15 protein-coding genes are annotated in these 18144 nt (G+C 63.8%); 10 read left to right on the top strand and 5 right to left on the bottom strand.

What is annotated here, in order from left to right; all coding sequences use genetic code 11:
• Positions 1-8: 8 nt before the first annotated feature.
• The gene (locus tag WM2015_RS15920) at positions 9-335 is read right to left on the bottom strand and encodes a hypothetical protein (protein WP_156201167.1); all 327 of its coding nucleotides are present in this window, start codon (positions 333-335) and stop codon (positions 9-11) included.
• Between the two features lie 86 nt (positions 336-421).
• Between WM2015_RS15920 and WM2015_RS12620 the strand changes: the two genes are divergently transcribed.
• Positions 422-1441, top strand: a complete 1020-nt coding sequence (locus WM2015_RS12620; RefSeq protein ID WP_169751174.1) for a metal-dependent hydrolase — start codon at positions 422-424, stop codon at positions 1439-1441.
• Between the two features lie 7 nt (positions 1442-1448).
• A complete protein-coding gene (locus WM2015_RS12615) occupies positions 1449-2852 on the top strand; it encodes an alanine/glycine:cation symporter family protein (protein WP_049726382.1) in 1404 nt (467 codons plus the stop codon).
• Between the two features lie 204 nt (positions 2853-3056).
• On the opposite strand, the gene mnmG is transcribed toward WM2015_RS12615, so the two are convergent.
• Positions 3057-4937, bottom strand: coding sequence for a tRNA uridine-5-carboxymethylaminomethyl(34) synthesis enzyme MnmG (gene mnmG, locus WM2015_RS12610; protein WP_049727091.1), 1881 nt, complete (start codon positions 4935-4937; stop codon positions 3057-3059).
• Positions 4938-5009: 72 nt separating this feature from the next.
• On the bottom strand, positions 5010-5627 hold the full coding sequence (locus tag WM2015_RS12605) for a hypothetical protein (RefSeq protein WP_049726381.1): 618 nt from the start codon (positions 5625-5627) through the stop codon (positions 5010-5012).
• A 153-nt stretch (positions 5628-5780) separates the two neighbouring features.
• Here WM2015_RS12605 and WM2015_RS12600 point away from each other — a divergent pair, with 153 nt between their 5' ends.
• Both WM2015_RS12600 and WM2015_RS12595 read left to right on the top strand, forming a co-directional pair.
• Entirely contained in the window at positions 5781-6464 is a 684-nt protein-coding gene (locus WM2015_RS12600) for a DUF4389 domain-containing protein (RefSeq protein WP_049726380.1), read from the top strand.
• Positions 6461-6703 (top strand): hypothetical protein, encoded by a 243-nt coding sequence (locus tag WM2015_RS12595; protein WP_049726379.1) that lies wholly within the window; start codon positions 6461-6463, stop codon positions 6701-6703. The genes WM2015_RS12600 and WM2015_RS12595 overlap by 4 nt, the downstream gene beginning before the upstream one ends.
• Here WM2015_RS12595 and WM2015_RS12590 read toward each other — a convergent pair.
• Both WM2015_RS12590 and WM2015_RS12585 read right to left on the bottom strand, forming a co-directional pair.
• Entirely contained in the window at positions 6654-7301 is a 648-nt protein-coding gene (locus WM2015_RS12590) for a hypothetical protein (RefSeq protein WP_049726378.1), read from the bottom strand. The two genes, WM2015_RS12595 and WM2015_RS12590, sit on opposite strands and share 50 nt — an antisense overlap.
• Before the next feature lie 29 nt (positions 7302-7330).
• Positions 7331-9712 (bottom strand): penicillin-binding protein 1A, encoded by a 2382-nt coding sequence (locus WM2015_RS12585; RefSeq protein ID WP_245609768.1) that lies wholly within the window; start codon positions 9710-9712, stop codon positions 7331-7333.
• Positions 9713-10032: 320 nt separating this feature from the next.
• Between WM2015_RS12585 and pilM the strand changes: the two genes are divergently transcribed.
• The 6 genes from pilM (at position 10033) to WM2015_RS12555 (ending at position 18119) form a co-directional block, all read left to right on the top strand.
• Positions 10033-11106, top strand: coding sequence for a type IV pilus assembly protein PilM (gene pilM / locus WM2015_RS12580; protein WP_049726376.1), 1074 nt, complete (start codon positions 10033-10035; stop codon positions 11104-11106).
• Positions 11106-11678, top strand: coding sequence for a PilN domain-containing protein (locus tag WM2015_RS12575; protein WP_049726375.1), 573 nt, complete (start codon positions 11106-11108; stop codon positions 11676-11678). The genes pilM and WM2015_RS12575 overlap by 1 nt, the downstream gene beginning before the upstream one ends.
• Positions 11679-11681: 3 nt before the next feature.
• A complete protein-coding gene (locus tag WM2015_RS12570) occupies positions 11682-12296 on the top strand; it encodes a type IV pilus inner membrane component PilO (RefSeq protein ID WP_049726374.1) in 615 nt (204 codons plus the stop codon).
• A 47-nt stretch (positions 12297-12343) separates the two neighbouring features.
• On the top strand, positions 12344-12835 hold the full coding sequence (locus tag WM2015_RS12565; RefSeq protein ID WP_245609767.1) for a pilus assembly protein PilP: 492 nt from the start codon (positions 12344-12346) through the stop codon (positions 12833-12835).
• A gap of 98 nt (positions 12836-12933) precedes the next feature.
• Positions 12934-15051, top strand: a complete 2118-nt coding sequence (locus tag WM2015_RS12560) for a type IV pilus secretin PilQ (RefSeq protein WP_156201165.1) — start codon at positions 12934-12936, stop codon at positions 15049-15051.
• A 59-nt stretch (positions 15052-15110) separates the two neighbouring features.
• Positions 15111-18119, top strand: a complete 3009-nt coding sequence (locus tag WM2015_RS12555; RefSeq protein ID WP_156201163.1) for an Ig-like domain-containing protein — start codon at positions 15111-15113, stop codon at positions 18117-18119.
• The last annotated feature ends 25 nt before the right edge of the window (positions 18120-18144 follow it).

Below are 18144 nucleotides of genomic sequence, written 5' to 3'. Positions count from 1 at the left end.
CGCGGCGCTCAGTGATCGATCAATTCGCGCGTATCCGGGGCCGGCAGCAGTCCCTGCAGCCGGGCCAGGGTTTCCAGCTCCGGAATCTCGCGGCTCAGCACGCGCAGGCGCTGGCGTTCGGCCGGCGTGAGCCGGTCCGGGTGAACGCCCAGGGCGTCCTGCTCGCGCTCCAGCTCGCCCAGGGTTCGACCCAGGCGCCAGGCGTCCACGTACCCGGTGGAATCGCAGCGGCTGGCCGCGGTTTCGCCGGCGCGTCCGCGCTCGAAGCCGCCGGTGGCGCTGCAGTCAGGACGGCCGGCACAGCCGGCGAGGAGCAGGCCGAGGGCGGTTGTCAACAAGAGGGCTCTTGGCATCGCGGTGCGTTCCTGTCCGAAGCGAATCAGCGGGGAGCATACTCGATCGGAGGTGCCTTCTGGATCCAGTGACCCAGGGTGTGGTCGGCAGCCTCTGGGCACTGCCCGCGGCGCGGCGGGAGCGTCTGCGTCTGGCGGCGGCGGTGGGCTGGATCGGCGGCATGGCACCCGATCTGGACGTGTTGATCCGGTCCTCGACCGACACCCTGCTGTCGATCGAGTATCACCGCCACTTCACCCACTCGCTGTTCTTCATCCCGATCGGCGGGCTGATCGTGGCGCTGGTGTTGTGGCCATTGTTACGAAAGCGCGTGGATTTCGGCCTGCTCTATCTCTGGGCCACCCTGGGCTACGCTTCGCACGGCCTGCTCGATGCCTGCACCTCCTACGGGACTTACTTGCTCTGGCCCCTGGCCGAGACGCGCTTCGCCTGGAACTGGATCAGCGTCATCGATCCGCTGTTTTCCGGACCCCTGGCCGTTCTGCTGGCGCTGTTTCTTTGGCGTCGCCGTCGCTGGGCATTGATTGCTGCCTGGGTCTGGGGCCTGGCCTATCTCGGTCTCGGCGGACTGCAGAATCATCGAGCCGAGGAGCGCTTGCAGGTCTGGGCCGATCAGCAGGGGCTTCGGGTCGAGCGCCTCGTCGCCAAGCCCGCCTTCGCCAACCTCGTGCTCTGGCGCGGCCTGGTCGACGATGGCGAGCGCTACCATCTGGCCGCCTTGCGCATGCTGCCGGGGGAGGGTGAACGGATCTGGGAGGGTGGGTCCGTGCGTCGCTTCGAGCGGCCGCGGCTCGACGCCGACAGTCGTCTCGAGCGCGACCTCGACCGCTTCGAACACTTTTCGTCGCGCTGGCTTTTCCGCTATCCGGACTACGATCGCGACGGGCGCTGGTTCGTCGGCGATTTCCGCTACGCCATCGACCCGGCCAGCCAGCGCCCGCTCTGGGGCATCGAGCTGGATCCGGACGACCCGGAATCGCGTGCACGTTACACTACCCCCCGCCGTGTGACCGAGTCGGAGCGCACGGCCTTCTTCCAACGGCTGCTCGGAGAGGAATCGTCCCAGCCCAGGCTCGAAAGGGACTGAACACCGTATGCTCGCTACCGTTACCGATTTTCTCTGGTCCTATGTGCTGGTCGTGGTGCTGATCGCGATCGGACTGGTCTTCACCGTCGGCTCGCGCTTCGTCCAGCTGCGCTACTTCATCGAGATGTTTCGCGTCCTCGGCGATGCCTTCAAGCACCATCCCGGACAGGTGTCCTCGTTCCAGGCCCTGACCCTGAGCGTGGCCGGTCGCGTGGGCGCAGGCAACATCGCCGGCGTGGCCGTGGCCATCACCCTGGGTGGGCCCGGGGCCATCTTCTGGATGTGGGTGGTCGGCCTGATCGGCATGGCCACGAGCTTCTTCGAGTGCACGCTGGCGCAGGCCTACAAGACCCGCGACAATCGCACGGCCACCTTCAGAGGGGGGCCGATGCACTACATCGAGCGCGGCCTGGGCTCGCGCGGCTGGGGCATGGTGTTCACCCTGCTGCTGCTCGGCACCTTCGGCCTGGCTTTCGTGGCCCTGCAGAGCTTCACGGCCTCGTCCTCGCTGGAGCAGGCCTTCGGCGTGCCGCCCCTGACCACGGGCATCGCGCTGACCGTTGTCATCGCCCTGACCATCTTCGGCGGCGTGCAGCGGATCTCCCGGGTGACCGAGATCATCGTGCCGATCATGGCGATTCTCTACGTGCTGATCGCGCTCTACGTCATCGGTACCAACCTGGGTCAGGTGCCTGGCGTGCTCGAGCGCATCGTGGTCGAGGCCTTTGCGCCGACGCCGGCGGTGGCCGGCGGCATCGGTGCGGTCATCATGATGGGCGTTCGACGCGGCCTGTTCTCGAACGAGGCCGGCCTGGGCAGCGCGCCGAACGTCGCCGCCGTCGCCACGGTTCCGCACCCTGTGCACCAAGGCATCGTGCAGAGCTTCAGCGTGTTCATCGACACTGCAGTCATCTGTACGGCCACGGCACTGATCATTCTGCTATCCGGCCTGACCGCTGGCAGCGAGGACGGCGTGGTGCTGACCCAGCTGGCCCTGGCCGAGCACGTCGGGCCGCACGGAGAGACCTTCGTCAGCGTGATCCTGCTGCTGTTCGTGTTCAGCTCGATCCTCTACAACTTCTACCTGGGCGAGAACGCGACCCAGTGGATGGACCCGGACAATCCCTGGCTGTTCATCATCTTCCGGGTGTTGATGCTGCTGCTGATCCTCTGGGGCTCGGTGCAGGACCTGAGCACGATCTTCAGCTTTGCCGATCTGACGATGGCGCTGCTGGCATTGGTGAACCTGGGTGCGTTGATCCTGATGCTGAAGGTCTGCTTCCGCCTGATGCGCGACTACGACGAACAGTCCAGGGCCGGACACGTGCCGGTCTTCGACCCGGACAAGTTCCCTGATCTCGAGATCGACCGTGAGGCCTGGGAAGCGAACCGGGACACCGTCGAACGCTGAAGTACGGAGGGCGCTTCACGACGCCGATGCGCTTCTCGAGGTAAGTGGTCGACGTGCCCGGGACGTTCTCCCGCGGAGGCAATGCGGCTCCAGTCTTGAACTGCTAAAGCACCATTTCCGCCGGGGGAATCACGAATGGTTCCGATCGCGAATTGCGACGATCAGTACGGCAGATGTCCAGATCAGGGCCTGCGGACGGCGGGTTCAGGCTGCCGAGCGGTGCCGCTTGAGGTAGACCAGCAGTTGTGAGATGGCCGCCGGCGTCATGCCGGGGATGCGCTGCGCCTGATCGATGCTCGGTGGGCGGATGCGCTCGAGCTTCTCTGTCAGTTCGGCCGACAGGCCGTGCACCACACGGAAGTCGAAATCTTCCGGGATGGATTCCCCGGCGGCCTTGCGTTGCCGTTCGATTTCGGTCTGCTGACGCTCCAGGTAGCCCGCGTAGCGAATGCGGATGCCGACCTGCTCGGCGACGTCCGGGCGATCGACGCCGGGGCCGATGCCCTCGATCTGCATCAAGGTGGGGTAGTCGATCTCCGGCCGTCGTAGCAATTCTTCGGCCGTGGTGTCCTTCTTCAGCGGAATGCCCAGGCCGTCGCGAAGACGCTGGCCGAGTTCGGACTGGTGGCCGATGCGCAGCGCGGCGAGGCGCGCGGCCTCGGCGTCGATCGCTTCGCGTCGTTCGACGAAGGCCTGCCAGCGACGGTCATCGATCAGGCCAAGCTCCCGACCGCGTTCGGTCAGGCGCAGATCGGCGTTGTCTTCGCGCAGCTGGAGTCGGAACTCGGCCCGACTGGTGAACATGCGGTACGGCTCGGGCGCGCCCTGGGTCACCAGGTCGTCGATCATGACGCCCAGGTAGGCCTCATCCCGGCGCGGCACCCAGGCCTGTTGCTCCTGCGCCTGCCGGGCGGCGTTCAGGCCGGCGATCAGGCCCTGGGCGCCGGCTTCTTCATAGCCCGTCGTGCCGTTGATCTGGCCGGCCATGAACAGGCCGGGCAGGTGGCGGGATTCCAGGCTGGGCAGCAGGTCGCGCGGGTCGAAGAAGTCGTATTCGATGGCGTAGCCGGGTCGGGTGACGTGGGCGTTCTCGAGACCCGGGATGGAATGCACGAACTCCAGCTGCAGCTCGAAGGGCAGGCTGGTCGAAATGCCGTTCGGATACCACTCGCTGCTCTCCAGCCCCTCGGGTTCGAGGAAGATCTGGTGCGAGCTCTTGTCGGCAAAGCGGACCACCTTGTCTTCGATCGAGGGGCAGTAGCGCGGCCCCGAGCCTTCGATGGCGCCCGTGTACATCGGCGATCGATCGAGGCCGGAACGGATGATTTCGTGGGTCCTCTCGTTGGTGCGAGTGATGAAGCAGCAGACCTGCCGCGGGTGATCTGCCGGCGTGCTCAGGCTGGAGAACACGGGCCGCGGTTCGTCACCCGGCTGCGCTTCGAGCTGCTCGAAGTCCATGCTGCGTCCATCGAGGCGTGGGGGCGTGCCGGTCTTCAGTCGGCCCACGGTCAGGGGAAGTTCGCGAAGACGAGCGGCCAGCGCGTTGGCGGGTGCATCACCGGCACGTCCTCCGGCCTGGTTGCGGGTGCCGATATGGATTCGGCCACCGAGAAAGGTGCCCGTGGTCAGCACGACGCAGGGTGCCCGGAAATCCAGGCCCATGGCGGTGCGCACGCCGCAGACGCGGCCATTCTCGACGATCAGGTCGTCGACGGCCTGCTGGAACAGTTGCAAGCCTGCCTGATGTTCGACGAGGCGTCGGATGGCCGATCGATAGAGCGCTCGGTCGCACTGGGCGCGAGTCGCCCGAACCGCCGGTCCCTTCCGCGCGTTGAGGGTTCGCCACTGGATGCCGGCCGCATCGGCGGCCTGGCCCATGGCCCCTCCCAGGGCGTCGATTTCCCGCACCAGATGGCCCTTGCCGATGCCGCCGATGGCCGGGTTGCAGCTCATCTGACCGATCGTGTCGATCGCATGGGTAACGAGCAGGGTGCGCGCACCGGCCCGCGCCGCGGCCAGAGCGGCTTCCGTGCCGGCGTGGCCACCGCCGATGACGATGACCTCGTAGTTGGTGGCCTTGGCCATCCGATGCTCCATCCCCGGATCGGGGTGTTTCTTTCAGTCAACTCAGCAGTTTACCGAATTTTCGGCCCAGGCTCAGGGCGGCTGTTCCCGGATCCGTTCGGGTGCGCGGGAAGGGCGTCGGTTCGGGACGCTGGGGCGGTTCGTGGTCGGTGGCGCTCGCCGATTGACAGGAGGCGGCGAACTGCGCCGCGGTGGCGGCGACTGACCCATCAGCGAACCGCCCGAATCACGCTGGGCCCGCTGTCGCTCGAAGCGTTCGATCCGGTCCGGGGGGAAGCTGCCTCGCGGTCTCGACAGGCCCTGGCCATCGCTCATTCGCCGATCACGGTAGTCGAACAGGGGCTCGTTCGGTGATGGTCGCCAGACCCGGTGACGGTCCCAGGGCGCACGGTAGTCATATGCCCAGCGCCAGCTCAGGGAGAAGAATCGCGGGTGGGTGTAGGGGTAACCCCAGTACCAGGCCGAGTAGGGGTACAGCCAGGGATCGTAGGCGTGCACGACCACCGAGTAGGGCAGGTAATAGCGGCTGAAGTAGAAATGGTCCAGGGACCAGTAGGGATAGAGCGCGGAATAGCCTGCCGCGGACCAGGCTGGCTGGACCGAGCCGTCGCCGTAGACCCCGTCGTAGCCGTAGCGCGGCGTGGTCGTGCTGCAGCCGGCCAGCAGAACCAGCGCGGCGGTGAGGATCATTGCTTGTCCGGGAAATTTCATTCATCCACCCTGTCGAAGCCGTACCTTGTTTCAGCATACTCCGGTCGCATGCGGCTTGCCTGAACGGGCTTGCACGCCCGGCTGGCTTTGGTGATGATGGGGCCGAACTTCGAGCCGACTGGAGTGGTTTCCATGAACGACCGTACGCGTGAGGCCTTGAGCAACACCGACACCTGGGCCCGCTTGCCGGTGATGCTGCTGTTCTACCTGCTGCTGGCGATCGCGACACCACTGCTGATGGTGGTCAGTCTGGCGGGCTGGGTCATGCGGCTGTTCACCGGCGAGCGCACGGAGGGGGTGACCGAGTTCGGCGATACCCTCGCTGCCTGGTTCTCGCAGACGGCGCGCTACCTCACCGGGGGCGCCGAGCGACGCCCGTTCCCCTTCGAGGATCTCGATTGTCCCAGCGATCATCCGGCGAGAATGCCCTCTGCGGCAGCGCCGGCGCCTGGTGCCAGGGCTGCATCGTCAGCAAGCGAATCGAAAGTACGATCGAGCCGAGCGGCGAGCGACGAGTCGAGCGCCGGCAAGGCCGGGGGAGAGCGCTCGAGCGAAAAGCAGTCAGCCGCTGCGGGATCTGCCTCGAAGAAGGCCTCGCCGAAGACGAAAGCCAGCAAGAAGACGGCCGGCAAGAAGACGGCCGGCAAGAAGACGGCCGGCAAGAAGAAGACGGCCAAGAAGAAGACGGCCAAGAAGAAGACGGCCAGGAAAACTTCCAGCAGGAAAAAGGCAGCGTCGAAAAAGACCAGCGCCAGGCCAGGTGAGGGAGCCGATGGTGACTCCGGTCAGGCCGGCGGTGGCGAGTCCGGTTCATGAGCCGGACCTACGATCTGCAGGGCTTCACCTTGTGCCTGGACAAGGTCGTGCTGATTTCGGCCGTGTTCGAGGCCGAGCAGGGCGAAGGCTGGCAGTTCAACATCCGCCTGCTCGGTGATGTTCGTCTACCGATCAAGGAGCCGACGCGGGCCTCGGCGCTGCTGGAGCGGCAGATGCTGGTTCAGGCGCTCAATGGCCGCCTCGAGGCGGTGGCATCGGAGGCATCCCGGACGGCTTGAGCAACGCTTCCACCTCGCTCAGGGCCAGGCGTAGCTGCGGGCGCCCGTCGATCGGGCTGGGCAGCGGCTGCAGCGCATCCCGACCGATCATCAGCATCATCTCGACCAGCGTTCCCCGCCGGTCCACGACCAGTACGTCGACGGTTCTGGGCTTGCCATCATGCCAGCGGACCCGGCGCCGTTCCTGGTCGAAGGCGATGTGGTTCTCCATCAGGTATCGGACCACGGCATCCGGGTCATCGCTGAAGACCTGAAGGCAGACGCGGGAGAACTGGTCGGCCGTGCCTTCGGCCACCGGGCCCACCAGCCGTGGCCGAAAATCATCGAGGAAGCGCATGGCAGCGGCGGCTTCGCGACGGAGATTCTCCAGCGCCTCTTTCAGTTCCTCGCCGCCGTAGAGCTGCTGCCAGGTCTTGAGCTCATCCTCCACTTCGGCGTTCGAGGGCAGCCCGTTGCGCGTCGAGGCGCCGAGGCGCTCGGCGGCCTTCTGTTTGGCGAGCAGGTAGCTGCGCTGACCTTCCGTGGCCATGATGCGTGCCGCTTCGGCGGCAATGGACTGACGCAGCTTCTGGCTGCGCGCGGACGAACGCTGGGGCATGAGCCTTGCTCTCGGTCGGGTTGGCCTGGTCAGTAGATGTCGTAGGGATCGAGATCCTGCTCGAGATCCTCGGACTCACGCATCGGTGGCAGATTGTCTGCCTGGAACCATTCGGTCATGGCGCCGGGAAATCCGGGTCGCACCCGCTCGCCGGTGTCGGGGTCGATCAGCGCCTGAACCAGTCCGACCGGGGGCTCCGGCAACTGCTCGGGACGATTCTCGAGGGCCACGGCCATGAAGTCGACCCACAGCGGAAGCGCCGTGCGTCCGCCCTGTTCCCAGGACCCCAGGGTCTCGTTGTCGTCACGACCCAGCCAGACCGTGGTCACGACCCCGCCGCCGAATCCCGAAAACCAGGTGTCGCGCAGGTCATTCGTGGTGCCGGTCTTGCCGGCCAGGTCATCCCTTCCGAGCGCCAGCGCGCGGCGACCGGTGCCGAGGCGGATCACATCGGACATCATGGAACGGATCAGCCAGGTGGTTTGCGGAGACAGCACCTGCTCGGCTGCTCGGGGTACGACTGGCCCGACCAGCGGCGGTGGTTCGAGCGTTTCGCTGATTTCGTCGAGGTCGATCCTGCGCGGACCTGCTGTCTCGGCCGTATCCTCTGCCGACTCTTCGATGGCCGTCATGGCCGGCAAGCGCTCGGGGCAGTCCGGGCAGATCCGGGTCCAGCTCGGCTCGTAGACCATCTCGCCCTCGCTGGTTTCAACCCGGTGAATGAATTCGGGCTCGATCGAGTAGCCGCCGTTGGCAAACACCGCATAGGCCCGGGCGATGCTGAGCGGTGTCAGGGAGGCTGAGCCCAGGGCCAGCGACGGCCCGGCCGGCAGCTCATCCTGCTCGAAGCCGAAGCGGGGCAGGTAGTTGCGGATCGGCGCCAGGCCGATGCTCATCAACAGGCGAACGCTGACGAGGTTTCGGGAGTGGATCATGGCCTCGCGCAGGCGCGTGGGCCCATGGAAGCGCTGGCTGAAATTGGTCGGGCGCCAAGCGCGCTCCATCGAGGGGTCGTCGACCACGACGGGTGCGTCATTGACCAGGGAGGCGGGATTGAAGCCGTGGTCGAAAGCGGCCGAGTAGATGAAGGGCTTGAAGGACGAACCGGGCTGCCGGCGGGATTGGGTGACCCGATTGAACTGGCTGCGGCCGAATTCCAGTCCGCCGACCAGGGCGAGAATCGCCCCGGTTTCTGCGTCCAGGGACACCAGTGCAGCCTGCGCTTCGGGCACCTGCGCGAGCTGCCATTGTTCGTCGACCTGCCGCAGGCGCACGATGTCCCCGGCCTGGAGCAGGGCGTCCACGCTTTCCGGCGCCGATCCGAGCGTGTTGACATCGATGTAGGGTCGGGCCCAGGCCACGGCCTCCGGACCGAGCGTGACGATCTCTCCCCGGTCGAGTCGCAGGGTGGCCAGTTCTGGCGTGCTCTCGATCACGACGGCCGGAACCAGGTCGGCGACGGGGCGAATCTGCGCCAGTCGTTCTTCGATGCGGCCGGGCTCGAGCAGGGCCTCTTCTTCGATGCGCTGCTGGACTCCGCGCCAGCCATGGCGACGATCGTAGGCCTGCAGACCGTCACGAACCGCCCGGTCGGCGGCGCGCTGGAGGCGCGATTCGATCGTGGTGGTGACGCGATAGCCGCCGGAATAGGCTTCCTCTGCGCCCAGACGGTCCACCACGCGCTGGCGAGTCATTTCAGAGACCCAGCTGGCATCGAGCTCCTGGACCGAGCCGTGGTAACGGGCGTTGTTGGGTTCGGCGCGGGCCTGCGCATGGGCGGCTTCGTCGATATAGCCGAGTTCCAGCATGCGGTCCAGCACCCAGTTGCGGCGGATCATCGCGCGCTCCGGCCCGCTCAGGGGGTTGTCCCGTGACGGCGCCTTCGGCAGGGCGGCGAGCATCGCCATTTCGGCCAGGCTGAGCTCATCGACGGTCTTGCCGTAGTACACTTGCGCCGCCGCACCCACGCCGTAGGCGCGGTGCCCCAGAAATTCCTTGTTCAGATACAGCTCGAAAATCTCGTCCTTGCTGAGTTCGCGCTCGATCTTGAGTGCGAGCAGCATTTCGCGCAGTTTTCGAGTCACCGAGTACTCGGTCGACAGGAAGAATCGACGGGCCACCTGCTGGGTGATCGTGCTACCGCCCGGCACCCGGCCGCGGCCGAGTGACAGGCCGTAGAGCCAGACTGCGCGAGCGGTTCCGCGCCAGTCGATGCCGGGATGGCTGTAGAAGCGATCATCCTCTGCAGCCAGGAAGGCCTGGCGGAGAGTTTCGGGCATTTCGTCGATGGCCAGCGGCAGCCGCCGCTGCTCGCCGACCTCGAGCATCAGCTCCTGATCGGCCGAATAGATCCGTAGTGGCACCTGCAGGCGAACGTCGCGCAGGCTGTCCACCGATGGCAGTGTGGGCACGATCGTCAACCAGACCACTAGCAATCCGATAAGCCCTAATGCGAAAATTAGGAAAAACAGACGGATAGAAAAAACTATTAAAGGCTTTATTCGGACCATGAGTTATGGTAAATGTACGTCTGCAGAATCAGAAAACCCGTGTCTTGGACGCGAACAACGGTCGAAAGTGCCCCGGTTCAGGTGGGCCGGGTACAAGAAAGACCGAAGATTATCACAGCGCTGGATTGCGACCGATACGGGCCAGGTGGGGATGATTCGAATGGGCGCCGAATTTTGAGCAGAGCGCTTGAACGTGCCGAACAGAGGGCCATGACGACACCATGAACGAATTATTTGCGAAGCTTTTCGGCTCAGCGCCTGCACCCCTGGTCGGGGTGGATATCGGCACGAGTAGCGTCAAGCTCATCCAGCTGTCCGCCAGCGGCAACAGTTACCGGGTCGAGGGCTTTGCCGTCGAGCCGGTGCCGGAGGGTGCGGTCAGCGAGGGCGTGATCGCCGAACCCGAACAGGTCGCCGAGGCAGTCAAGAAGGGCCTGCAGCGCGCCGGCATCAAGGCCAAGAACTGCGCGCTGGCGGTGACCGGATCGGCGGTGATCACCAAGGTCATCAACCTCCCGGCCGATCTGTCCGAGGACGACATCGAGGGACAGATCGAGGTCGAGGCGGGTCAGTACATCCCGTACCCGCGCGAAGAGGTGAGTCTGGATTTCGAAGTGCTGGGCCCGTCTCCGCGCAACGCCGATCTCCTCGAGATCCTGCTGGCGGCGTCGAAGACCGAGCACGTCGATGTTCGGCGTGAGGTGGCGGAACTGGCCGGGCTGACCGCGACCGTGGTCGACGTCGAAGCCTATGCCATCGCCAACGCCTTCCAGCTGGTGCGCAAGGGCGCGGGCATCGATGATTCGGAAACGGTCGGGGTGCTCAATATCGGCTCGACGGTTTCGACAATGATCGTGCTGCGCGGCGAGCGCAGCATCTACAGTCGCGAACATGGTTTCGGCGGGCATCAGCTGGTCGAGGAATGCATGCGCCGTTATGGCATGGACGCCGAGCAGGCCAGTTTCCTGCAGCGCGGTGAAGAGCCGCCGGCCGGCTTCGAGGACGAGGTGCTCGAGCCCTTCCGGCAGAACGTCATCCAGCAGATCAGCCGAGCGCTCCAGTTCTACTCCTCGTCCAGTGATTATTCGAGCATCAGCACCCTGTTCCTGACCGGGGGCGGCGCCTCGATTCCGGGCCTGGCAGAGGCCGTCGGCAACGAGGTCGGCATTTCCTGCGAAGTGGCTGACCCGCTCAAGGAGCTTCGACTCTCGCCCAAGATCAACACGCGCGAGCTGGACCAGGCGAGACCTGCACTCACAACGGCCTGCGGACTGGCCCTGAGAGGGTTCGACTGATGGCAAAAATCAACCTACTGCCCTGGCGCGAGAATCTTCGCGCGCAGAAGCAGAAGCAATTCCTGATTGCGCTCGGTGCGACGGTGGCGCTTGCCGCTCTGATCGTGTTCGCTGCGAACTTCTACATGAACCAGCAGATTTCCGGACAGGAAAATCGGAACAACTTTCTCCGTTCCGAAATCCGCAAGCTGGAACGTGACATCGAGCGAATCGAACAGCTCGAAGAGGTGCGGGACAACCTGATCGCACGCAAGAACGTGATCGAGCAGCTCCAGAGCAATCGCAACGTCATGGTGCATCTGTTCAATTCGATGGCGCAAACCGTACCGGAGGGCGTCACCCTGACTTCGGTTCGGCAGAACAACGAGTTGTTGACGATCCAAGGCGTGAGCGAGTCCGAGACCCGCGTTTCCGACTACATGCGCAACATCGAAGACGCAGAGTGGATGAGCGAAACCAGGCTGAACATCGTTGAGCGCGAGAACAATGAGAACACGCCGGGGCAGCCTTATCGTTTCGAGCTGCAGGCTCGGGTCGGGCCGCCGAAAACCGACGAAGTAGAGGAGGGTTGATCGATGGATCTGTCTGAACTGAGAGATCTGGACCCCAATAATCTGGGCTCTGCTTCAACAGGGACGAAAGCAGTCGTTCTCGGATTCCTGGCGATCTTGATCGTGGCCGGAGGCTATTGGTTCCTGATCAAGGACAAGCAAACCGACCTGCAGCGGCGAGAAGCCACCGAGGTCGAGCTGAAGCAGGAGTTCCGGGATAACCAGCAGAAGGCGGTGAATCTAACGGCCTACGAGCGTCAGCTCGAGGAAATGGAAGAATTGCTTGCCGGCATGCTTCAGCAGCTGCCTTCGAAGACCGAAATGCCGGCGCTGCTGATGGACATCTCGCAAACGGCTCAGGGTTCGGGCATCGGCACTGAATTGTTCGAGCCGAGAGCCGAGATCGTGCGTGACTTCTACGCCGAGCAACCGATCAGCGTGCGTCTGGTGGGCACCTATCATGAATTCGGCACCTTCGTTTCTTCGGTCGCGTCCCTGTCAAGAGTGGTCATCCTGACCATGCGGGATATCGAGTTGGAGCCGATCGAGGGCGGTCGTCTGCGGATGGAGGGAACGGTGACGACCTACCGTTACCTGGATCCGAACGAACAGAACAACATGCAGCCGGAGAACAGATGATGAACAGGCATCTCCAGCTAGGTACTTTGATCGTCGCAACGCTTCTGATGACCACGGCATGTGAGCGTGGCTCGAGCGATCTGCGCGTGTGGGTTCAGCAGACCCTGCGGACCCCTGCTGGCGAGATCGAGCCGATTCCGCCGATCGCGCCGACCGAAGTCGTGACCTACTCGGCCTATGATCTGCGCGATCCGTTCCAGCAGCGTCTGGCGACTCCGGATGAGGAACCGACCGTCACCGAGAACGGAGAAGGCGCCATTCGGCCGGATCCGGATCGGCGCCGGGAGTTCCTCGAAGGTTTTCCGCTCGACACGCTCGACATGGTCGGGACGCTCGAGATCGAAGGGGTCAATTTCGCGCTCATCCGGGACAATGACCGGGTGGTGCATCGCGTCCGCGAAGGCAATTACCTGGGCATGAACCATGGCCGCATCGTTCGGGTGATGCCCGATCGGGTCGAGCTGGTGGAGCTGTTCCAGGACGCTCGGGGCATCTGGTCGGAACGTCGATCCCAGGTAGCCATGGAGGACAGCCGATGAACGGCGGACAGGCGAGGATCGGCAAGGACATGAAAACAATGCAAAGACTCAAGGCCATGATTGGGAGAAGAGTGATGGACAGCGGCGGCAGGATGGCAATGCTCGTATTCGGGCTGTTCTGGGCGGCATCGGCAGCACAGGCAACGGAAGTGACCGATGTGCGCGTCGAGTCCGGTGATGGCGAAGTTCGCTTCGTGTTGAGTACGGATGAAGCGCCGCCCAATCCGACGGTGTTCCTGACCGAACAGCCGCCGCGGATCGTGCTTGAAATGCCCGACACGACGACCCGGATTGCCGCGGAGCGAGTTCCGGTCGGGGTCGGACCGGCACAGAGTTACATGGCGCTGAGCGCCGGCGGCCGGACGCGACTGGTCGTCGACCTGTCGCGCAGTACGCCTTATGAAGTCGAAGTATCCGGCAATTCGGTGGCGCTGGTCCTGGGTGCCGGAGCGGGTGTGCCGACCTCGTCCAGCACGCGGTCGGCGGCAGCCGAAGGCTTCGAAGTCACCGGCATCGATTTCCGCAGAGGCGACAATGGCGAAAGCCGGATCTTGGTTGATCTCAATCGCCCCGGAGTCACGATGACGGTCAATGAGCGCGCCAATGGCCTGCGCGTCGATCTGTTCGGGACTCGCCTGCCGGATGACCTCTATCAACGCCTGGATGTTGCCGACTTCGCGACTCCGGTGCAGTTCATCACGCCGGAGCAGCGGGGTCAGAACGTTCGTCTTTCGATGGACGTCAACGGTGCTTACCAGCACATGGCCTATCAGACCGGTGACCGCCTGGTGATCGAAGTCGGTCGCCCCGTGGAAGAAGCCGAGGCTCAACAGGAATTGCAGTTCTTCGAGGAACGAGAGTACGAAGGCAGCCGAATCACCCTGAACTTCCAGGACATCCAGGTGCGCTCGGTGCTGCAGCTGATCGCCGATGTGTCCAACCTCAATATCGTCGTTTCCGATTCGGTGACCGGCTCGCTGACCCTGCGATTGACGAACGTCCCCTGGGATCAGGCCCTGGATATCGTTCTGGAAACCAAGAATCTGGACATGCGTCGCTCCGGCAACGTGATCTGGATCGCGCCGACCAACGAGATCGCCCAGCGCGAGCAGCAGATTCTTCAGGCGCGTGCTGACCGGCAGACGCTGGAGCCACTGCGGACCGCAATGATCTCGGTGAGCTACGCCAATGCTGAAGACCTGGCCAACCTGATTCGCTCCGCCTCGGCCGAGGAGGAGCAGGGTCTGTTGTCCGAACGTGGCTCGGTGACCGTGGACCAGCGGACGAATACGCTCTTGATTTCGGACATGCTCGAGCGCATCGACGAGATTCGCGCTTTGGTCGCGGAACTGGATCGCCCGGTTCGACAGGTGCTGATCGAGTCTCGAATCGTCATTGCGCGCCATGACTTCAACTATGAGTTGGGTGTTCGCTTCGGCGTTTCCTCCGCGCTCGAGGATGGCCGAGGCAATGTGTTCTCAACGTCCGGAAGCTCCACCGCCCTGGATCAGATGAACAATCTGGCTCTGATCAATCGGAGGGCGGGAACGGGTTCCAGCCTGCCGGTGACGGTGCCCGGCTCGCCTGGCTCCGGAATCGTGACGCCATCATTGAATGATCGCTTGAACGTCAATCTGCCGGTCACGAACCCCGCTGGACGGCTCGGTTTCAGCATCCTGGCGGCCGATTACCTGCTGGATCTGGAGCTCAGCGCACTTGAGAGCGAAGGCAATGGTGAAGTGGTTTCCACGCCGCGGGTCATCACGGCCAACCAGGCCGAAGCCTTCATCAAGCAAGGTGTCGAGATTCCTTACGAGGAAGCCACCAGTTCAGGGGCCTCGTCGGTTCAGTTCCAGGAGGCAGTGCTCGAGCTTCGGGTGACACCGCTGATCACGCCGGACAATCGAGTTCAGCTGAACCTCGGCGTCAAGCAGGATACGGTCGGGGAAATCTTCCAGACCGGTCGAGGCGGTACCGTGCCGTCGATCGATACCCGGGAACTCCAGACGCGAGTCCTGGTGGACAACGGACAGACCGTGGTCCTTGGCGGCATCTTCCAGGAAGAGCGCAACTTCACGTCCTCCAAAGTGCCTGTGCTCGGCGATGTGCCCGTCCTCGGACACCTGTTCCGGCGCCGTGGCAATGATGAACAGAAGCGTGAGCTGCTGATCTTCGTGACCCCGTCGATCCTTGACGATCGCGTCGATATCGACTGAGCGACGCCCACGAGACAGCCAACATGACGGATCAAAATCTACCAATCGGGATGTACACCATGAAATCGATTCAATATCTTGTCGTAGTCGCGGCCACGCTGATGCTGGCAGCCTGCGGTGGCGGCAGTTCCAACAACAGCTTCGGCGGCGGTGGTACCGCGTCCTTGACCGTGACCGTGGCTTCCAGCACCGTGACTGTCAATCCGCAGAATTTTGCTCCGGATCCGGACAGCCCCTATACAACCCAGGTCACCGTGATCTTCCGTGATGCGAGCGGTCAGCCGGTGGCCGACGGTACGACGGTGACCCTGTCGTCCAGCAGCGTGGCGCGAGGTGTCGTCTCCCCGATTGACGCACCGACGGCTACCGGTAGCTCCGCCACCAATGCGACCGCGGGCGGTCGGGCCCAGTTCTGGTTCACCGCGGGCTCTCAGACCGGCACGGTGACCTTGACGGCGTCGGCGGCCAATCCCTCGGGTGGCACGGGGATCACTGCGGCTGCGACGATCAATGTCGAGCCAGGCGTGGGCAACGACGATCGATTGACCGTGAGCGGATCCAGCACCATCCCGACCAATACCCAGGGCGTACCGATCTTCCTGGGCTCGCCTTTCATCAATGAGCTCACCATCCAATACGTGGGCGCCAATGGTCAGCCGGGCTCTCCGGCCGACGGCGAGATCGGCGTGGCTATTTCTCCGATCAGCCGCGGCGCCTTTTCGACCCTCGATGACCCGGAAACCACTGATGTCAACGAGTTCTTCAGTCTCCTTGGCAGCGGTCCGGTTGACATGACGGCAGGTGTTTCGACCATCTTCGTCCATTCTTTCGACCAGCCGGGCCCCTTGACGGTGTCGGTCAGCCTGGTGGATGCAAATACCGGCGAACAGTTCTCGACCGAGTTCGTGGTCAACGTCGAAGACGGGGCTGCAAACTTCCTGCCCTCCCAGGTCGACTTCAGCGTGGATCCTGAACCGATCTATGCGCAGGGTGCCGGTGGCGCAAGCAGCAAGAATCTTCAGATCATCGTTCGTGATTCAGGCGGTAACCCTGTGCCGAATCCCGAGGCCGATGGGGTGAGCTGGAACAATATTCGCCTGACGCTGGATTCGCCGGCAGGAAGCGGAGCCCGTCTCGTTGGCACGGGTGCCGGTGGCTCCGTCAGCGGGAGCGAGATTTCAGTTCGAACGGTCAACGGTATTGCCAACATCTCCCTGGATGCAGGCAGTGAGGTGGGCACGCATCGTATCGTGGCGGTGGTTGACCGCGCCGACAACAACGTCGATCAGGGCACCAGTGACGCTTTGCAGACCGAAACCACGATCGAGGTCGGTGACGGGCGTCTCTTCGCGCTCGAACTGGTCAGTCCGATTCTGAATGCTATTCGCGTCAACCCGACGGTCAACGGAGTGAGCACCTCCTTCGAGTTGATCGAAGATGACCTGACCGGCGCCCTGGTTCCGGCAGATCCTGATGGCACCTACTCGCTGACCGTGACGGTACAAGGGACCGACCAGGTGGGTAACCCTGTGCTGCCGGGAACGGTGGTCAATTTCGGCAAGATCGATGATCCGATGCTTCCCGGACTCCCGCGCCTGTTCGTCTTCTCCGGCGTCGACGGCAACCCTCAGGAAGGTGGCAATCTGTTCAGTGTCTTCGACCCCTTCGAAGGCTTCCTGGATGACCCGGTTCGTGTCGACGACGCAGTCGAGAGTGGCGATACGGTGGCGCTGTTTGGCAAGCTGGTCCCCGGAAACCGCGAGCATGAAGCGGTCCGCTTCGTCAGCAGCGTGGTCGATGAGAATACGGTGAACGTGACCGAGCCCTTCAATCCGAACGATCAGAGCGGCTCGATCGTGAACGATGGCTTCGTGATCCCCTGGGTCATCGGTCGGTCGCGTGTCGGGAACATCGAGCAGAGCGTGGTCCTTGATGACTTTGGCCGGGGCTCGGTACAGATGACCTATCCCATCAATGCGCTCGGCCGTCCGATCGTGCTGTGGTCGCAAGGTACGCGAATTCTGGAGGGCGGAAACAAGACGGTGGCAGACGTCGAGGCTGCTGTCTTCCCGGGCGTGGCCCCGCTGCTGCTGACCGCCAGCCCAAGCGCAATCACGGCCAATAACGACACGGTCGTTCGACTCTGTCTGACCGACGGCCTCCGGTCGCCGATCGAGGGTGCCTTCATCGTTGGAGCGATTACCGAAGGCGCGGCCAACGGCAGCTTGGATGGTTCGCCGATGACGACGACCACCGCCAATGCCACGGGGTCGGCGGGCGCCGGATGCGTGGACACGGTGGTCAACATCAGTGGCATTCCGCCGGAAGGGGATGAAGCCACGATTACCTTCAGCTACGATGAGGCCACGGCAGAGGTGAGTGTTGTGCCTCCGGGTGCCGCCATGCTGCTGGTCGACCCCTCGGTGATCACCGATACGTCCCTCACTACCTTCAGCCGTCGGATCGATCTGACTCTGCTGGATGGCGATGGTGAGCCGATCAGTGGCGCCCAGTTGGTCGGGGAATGTGAAACCGATGGCGGCATTCTCAGCTTGTCCGTCAACCCGGGTGTGACCGACGCCAATGGTGAAACTTCAGCCAGCGTGCTGGTCGGAATGGCCGGTTGCGGCACGGACGGCGGAGAGTATCCGCGTCTCGGTACCTGTACCTTCACCACCACCAGCGGAACGCCGGAAGGGGTGCTCCAGGTGATCGGTATCGATGTGCTGACGCTGGGCATTTCGCCGCCGCCGGTGGGCTGCCCGCCGGAAGAGGGTGGTGATACGCAGATTCTGGTCGTGCGAGTCGAGGACAATCGTCCGGATCCCCAGCCGAGCTCCCTGGTCGAGAGCATCCCGACGGGCATCAGTTGCACCGCGGGAAGCACCATCGGTGATCCGAACTGCCAGAGCGATTTTGCGGCGGGAACGACCGTGATCGTCCGTGCCCCGGCAGGCACCACGCCGGTGTTCAGCGGCGCTTGCGGCCCGCAGGCGGGTTCGGACCCGAACTTCGGTGAGGCGATCCTGACCAATGACATTCAGACCTGTGTCGTGACCTTCAACTGATCGAGGTCAGCACAAGAACGCCTCG

Source organism: Wenzhouxiangella marina, from assembly GCF_001187785.1.
Lineage (GTDB): Bacteria > Pseudomonadota > Gammaproteobacteria > Xanthomonadales > Wenzhouxiangellaceae > Wenzhouxiangella > Wenzhouxiangella marina.
This window is presented reverse-complemented; position numbering and strand designations above follow the sequence as displayed.

What these genes read in the sequence shown, in the direction of transcription:
- WM2015_RS12615 (WP_049726382.1), top strand. Translation starts at nt 1,449, where the DNA reads ATGCTCGCTACCGTTACCGATTTTCTCTGGTCCTATGTGCTGGTCGTG.
- WM2015_RS12560 (WP_156201165.1), top strand. Translation starts at nt 12,934, where the DNA reads ATGCTCGTATTCGGGCTGTTCTGGGCGGCATCGGCAGCACAGGCAACG.
- WM2015_RS12570 (WP_049726374.1), top strand. Translation starts at nt 11,682, where the DNA reads ATGGATCTGTCTGAACTGAGAGATCTGGACCCCAATAATCTGGGCTCT.
- WM2015_RS12555 (WP_156201163.1), top strand. Translation starts at nt 15,111, where the DNA reads ATGAAATCGATTCAATATCTTGTCGTAGTCGCGGCCACGCTGATGCTG.
- pilM (WP_049726376.1), top strand. Translation starts at nt 10,033, where the DNA reads ATGAACGAATTATTTGCGAAGCTTTTCGGCTCAGCGCCTGCACCCCTG.
- WM2015_RS12590 (WP_049726378.1), bottom strand. Translation starts at nt 7,301, where the DNA reads ATGCCCCAGCGTTCGTCCGCGCGCAGCCAGAAGCTGCGTCAGTCCATT.
- WM2015_RS12605 (WP_049726381.1), bottom strand. Translation starts at nt 5,627, where the DNA reads ATGATCCTCACCGCCGCGCTGGTTCTGCTGGCCGGCTGCAGCACGACC.
- WM2015_RS12575 (WP_049726375.1), top strand. Translation starts at nt 11,106, where the DNA reads ATGGCAAAAATCAACCTACTGCCCTGGCGCGAGAATCTTCGCGCGCAG.
- WM2015_RS12595 (WP_049726379.1), top strand. Translation starts at nt 6,461, where the DNA reads ATGAGCCGGACCTACGATCTGCAGGGCTTCACCTTGTGCCTGGACAAG.
- WM2015_RS12565 (WP_245609767.1), top strand. Translation starts at nt 12,344, where the DNA reads ATGACCACGGCATGTGAGCGTGGCTCGAGCGATCTGCGCGTGTGGGTT.
- WM2015_RS12600 (WP_049726380.1), top strand. Translation starts at nt 5,781, where the DNA reads ATGAACGACCGTACGCGTGAGGCCTTGAGCAACACCGACACCTGGGCC.
- mnmG (WP_049727091.1), bottom strand. Translation starts at nt 4,937, where the DNA reads ATGGCCAAGGCCACCAACTACGAGGTCATCGTCATCGGCGGTGGCCAC.